The 4,201-nt window shown below is 75.5% G+C and carries 3 protein-coding genes and 1 pseudogene; 2 read left to right on the top strand and 2 right to left on the bottom strand.

Translation table 11 applies throughout. The annotated features are described in order from the left end of the window. Nucleotides 1–220: 220 nt before the first annotated feature. Complete coding sequence (locus VR44_RS35190) at nt 221–1,546, bottom strand: MFS transporter (RefSeq protein ID WP_045951716.1); 1,326 nt, start codon at nt 1,544–1,546, stop codon at nt 221–223. Between the two features lie 113 nt (nt 1,547–1,659). On the opposite strand from VR44_RS35190, the pseudogene VR44_RS35185 reads away from it, so the two are divergent. Then, nucleotides 1,660–2,747 (top strand): annotated as a pseudogene (locus VR44_RS35185) (AI-2E family transporter). 42 nt (nt 2,748–2,789) lie between these two features. Beyond that, nucleotides 2,790–3,035: a DUF6158 family protein gene (locus VR44_RS35180; protein ID WP_045951715.1), complete on the top strand. Its 246-nt coding sequence runs from the start codon at nt 2,790–2,792 to the stop codon at nt 3,033–3,035. A 114-nt stretch (nt 3,036–3,149) separates the two neighbouring features. Here VR44_RS35180 and VR44_RS35175 read toward each other — a convergent pair. Beyond that, nucleotides 3,150–4,201: tetratricopeptide repeat protein (locus VR44_RS35175; protein ID WP_045951714.1), on the bottom strand; the 1,052-nt coding region annotated here is incomplete at its 5' end.

Below are 4,201 nucleotides of genomic sequence, written 5' to 3'. Positions count from 1 at the left end.
GGCCTGGATCATCCGGGTGATCACCCGGGTGGCCACGAAGGTCAGGACGAACGCCGTCAGGGCCAGGAGCAGGGGGAGCTTCCCCGGCTCCAGGATGTTGCGGTACCACCAGTCGCCCATGCCGTCACCCTCCGGGCGACGGCCGCCCCCCGCACCGCGAGGACCGCCGTTCGGGCGTCCCGCGCCCGGCCCCCGCCCAGTCGCCGCGCCCGGCTCCCGCTCAGGCGGCCGCGCCCGCCGGGTCCGCCTCCGGGGCGGAGCCCTCACGGGCCGCCCGGCGGCGCAGCGCGTCCTCGTCGGTGTCCGCGTGGTACGAGATCAGCTTCGGCAGCAGCGCGGCCAGCAGCGCCACCGACGCCACACAGGCCAGGCCGCCGCTCCAGAACGCCGGCCGGGTCCCCGTCCAGCCCGCCATCGTGCCCGCCCGGACCTGGCCGAGCTGTGGCCCGACGCTGTACGAGAGCACCTCGATGTACGAGAGCACCTCGATCCCCGCGAGCCGCCCCCGCAGCTCCTCGGGGATCGTCTGGTTCCAGATCGTCGAGCGGCCCAGGGCGCTCAGCATGTCGCCCGCGCCCGCCGCCGCCAGGCACACCAGCACCAGCCACACGTTCGAGAACCAGCCCGCCGCGGCGATCGCCAGACCCCAGCCGGCCGCCCCGAACACCACCAGCAGCCCGTGCCGCCGCACCCGCGACACCCAGCCGCTGGTCAGCCCCAGCACCAGCGAGCCCACCGCCCCCGCCGCGTACATCAGACCCAGCGCCCACTCGGCGTCCAGCTCGTCCGCGAGGAACGGAAAGATCGTGTTGGGGAACGCGAAGAACATCGCCGCCAGGTCCACGGCGTACGTGCCCAGCAGCACCGGTCGGCTCCACGCGTACCGCGCCCCGTCGGCTATCGACCGCAGCGACGGCCGCTCCCCGCCGCCCGCCGGCGGCGCCGGGCGCAGCCGCGCGCACAGGGCCACCGAGACGACGAACGCCGCGACGGTCACCGCGTACGCCGACGCGTACCCGGCGTACGCCACGACCACCCCGGCCAGCGCCGGTCCGGCGATCGCCCCGGACTGGTAGCGCAGCGCGTTCAGCGCGGCCGCGGCGGTCAGCTGGTCGTGCGGCACGATCCGCGCCATCAGCGAGTCCAGGGCCGGACGCTGCAGCCCGCTCAGCGCCGACACCCCCGCCGCCACCACGTACAGCGGCCACAGCATCGGCTCCGGCAGCAGCGCGTTCACCAGCAGCACCAGCGCCAGCACCCCGAGCCCGGCCTCGGTCAGCAGGATCAGCCGCCGCCGGTCCACCGCGTCCGCCAGCGCGCCCCCGTACAACCCGCACACCACCAGCGGCACCAGCTCCACCGCGCCCATCGCGCCGACGGCCAGCGGCGAGTCCGTCAGGTGCTTGATCTGCAGCGGCAGGGCGATCATCGCCATGAACGAGCCGAAGAAGGTGACCGTGCCCTGGAAGAAGAGGAGCCGGAAGTCACGGCTGGAACGCCAGGGGGACAGGTCGGGCAGTACGGAGGACAGACGGGAGTTACTCACAACGGGCCATCGTGCGGGCCCGCCGTACCCCCGGGCAACGCATTTTCTCCCCGGACGGGTCAAAACGGCACGCGGCGCGTGGCACGGGCGGCCCCCGGTGGCACCCATGGGTCATGCCGCCGGTCTCCCCGTTCCTGCGTACGGCAGCCTCCCATGCGTGGCGCCTGCTGGTCGTCGGGGCTGCCGTCTACGGGGTCTTCGTGGTCCTGGGCCGCTTCCACGAGATCGGCGTCGCACTGTTCCTGGGCCTGGTGATCACCGCCCTGCTGTCGCCGCTGTCCCGCCGGCTGGCCCTGCTCGTACCCCGCTCGCTGGCGGTGGCCGTCAGCCTCGTCGGCAGCGCGGTCCTGCTGCTCGGCGTGCTCGCCCTGGTCGGGGAGGCGGTGGCGGGGGAGAGCGACCGCCTCGTCAGGGAGTTCCGCTCAGCATCCAGGAATGGCTGGCGCGCCCGCCGTTCCGCCTGGGGTCCCAGGCCCTCTCCGACCTCCAGGCCCGCGTGGGGGAGTACGTGTCCTCCCACCGCTCCGCCCTGCTGAACACGGCCGTCAGCGGCGCCGGGCAGGTGGTGCAGTGGCTCACCGTCCTGGCGCTCGCCGTGTTCTCGTCCGTCTTCTTCCTGCACGGCGGCGACCGGCAGTGGGCCTGGTTCTGCGCCCAGCTGCCCGAGGCGGCGCGCGAGCGGGTGGGCCTCGCCGGGCGCGCGGCGTGGCGCACGTTCACCGGCTACACGCACGGGATCCTCCTGGTCGCGGCGACCAACGCGATCCTCGTCGGGGTGGCGCTCTACTTCCTCGGGGTCCCGCTGGCCCTCCCGCTGGCCCTGCTGGAGTTCTTCGCCGCCTTCATCCCCCTGATCGGCTCCCCGGTCGCCCTCGCGATCGCCACCGTGGTCGCGCTGGCGGCGAAGGGGCCGTTCATCGCGGCCGTGGTGCTCGCCCTCATCGTGGTGATCGGCCAGATCGAGGGCCATCTGCTGCATCCGCTGGTGATGAGCTGGGCGGTGGCGCTGCACCCGCTGGTCGTGGCCGTCTCGGTGGTCGCGGGCGCCATCGCCGCCGGGGTGGTCGGCGCCGTGGTGGCGGTGCCGCTGGTCTCGGTGACCTGGTCGGTGCGCTGCGCCCTGCGCGCCCACGCCGCCGCGGCCCCACTCCTGCCGCCGCCGGAACCCCCGCCGGAGGTGGCCTCCGGGCCGGACGGCTGAACCGCCGCGACGCGTCTACCGTAGGACGTGGAGGTGGTTGCCATGGCAGAGCGCTCCGGCGGAGCGGCGCCGCGCGATCTCGAGGACGGCCGGTTGCTGAGGGAACTGGAGACCATCCACCGCACCCGCCACGAGACCCTGCTCCACGGCTCGGACGACGCGCTGGCCACGCATACGCAGCGGCTGAAGGAGCTGGAGGAGGAGTACCTGCGCCGCCACCCGCACCGCGCCCCCGCCTCGGCCCGCACCCGCGAGGGCGCCCGCGCCCGCGCCTCGGGCGAGCCGTGATCCCGGGTGCGGGTGCGGTGCCGCTGCGCGGGGCCGTCCCTGGGGGCTCCGCCCCCAGACCCGCGCCTCGAACGCCGGCGGGGCATAAATAGCGCAGCGGGGACGCGGTCGGCTTCAGTGGAACGCGGGGGCCGCCGGGGCCGGGCCCAGGGTGGTGGTGCCGGGGGCGGCGCGGTGGCCGAGCCCCGTGCGGTAGGCGTCCAGCGCCGCCTCCGTCCGGCCGGCCCTCCGCAGCAGATCCCCCAGCAGCCGGCACAGATCCGCCAGGTCCCCGCCCGCCCCGCTCCGCTCCAGCAGCGCCAGCGCCCGTACGTAGTGCTCCTCGGCCGCCTCCGCGTCCCCCCGCTCCTCGGCGATCAGCCCCAGCAGCCGGTGCGCCCCGCCCGCGTGCACCGCGCCCGGGTCCGAGCCCTCCGCCAGCAGCCCCGACACCAGTTCCGCCGCCTCCTCGTGGCGGCCCAGCCGCCGCAGCACGTCCGCCAGCTCCACCTCCACCTGCGCGGTGTACAGCGCCGCCCGCCGGGCGGTGAGCATCTCCCGGGCGATCCGCAGCTCCCGCTCCGCCGCCGCCAGTTCCCCGTGCTGCGCCTGGACGTAGCCGCGCATCCAGTGGCAGTGCGCCAGATCGGTCCGCAGCCGCAGCTGCCGGTACACGGCCTGGGCCTTCGCCAGTGAGGCGTCGGCGTCCGCCACCCGCCCCTCGGCGAGGAAGGTGCGGGCCACCTGCCGGTGCATCCCCGCCACCAGCGCCGGGTCGGCGACCTGCGGGGCCAGTGCCAGCGCCAGCTCTGCCGCGTGCGCCGCGCGGGCGTGGGCGCCCATGTCGATGTACGGGCCGATCACGGCCGAGTACAGGAGCACCAGCGCCTCCGGGTCGGCGAGCCCGCCCGCGTTGAGGCCGTCGATCGCCGACTCCAGCAGGTAGCAGGCGTACCGCAGCTCCCCGGCCAGCAGGTGTGCGACGGCCCGGCCGCGGATCGGCCGGGCCCGGCGGGGTAGCGGCTCGTCGGCCAGCAGGAGCTCCGCCGCCTCGAAGTGCCCCGCCGCCTCGGTCAGTTCGCCTGCCTCCAGCGCGCAGTCACCGAGCCCGAGCAGGGCCTCCGCCCGCTCGTCGGCCAGCCCGAGCCGCTCCGCCTCCGCGAGCAGCCTGCGGAAGTGGCCCGCGG

The sequence above is a fragment of the Streptomyces katrae genome, from assembly GCF_000966975.1.
Taxonomy (GTDB): Bacteria; Actinomycetota; Actinomycetes; order Streptomycetales; family Streptomycetaceae; genus Streptomyces; species Streptomyces katrae.
This window is presented reverse-complemented; position numbering and strand designations above follow the sequence as displayed.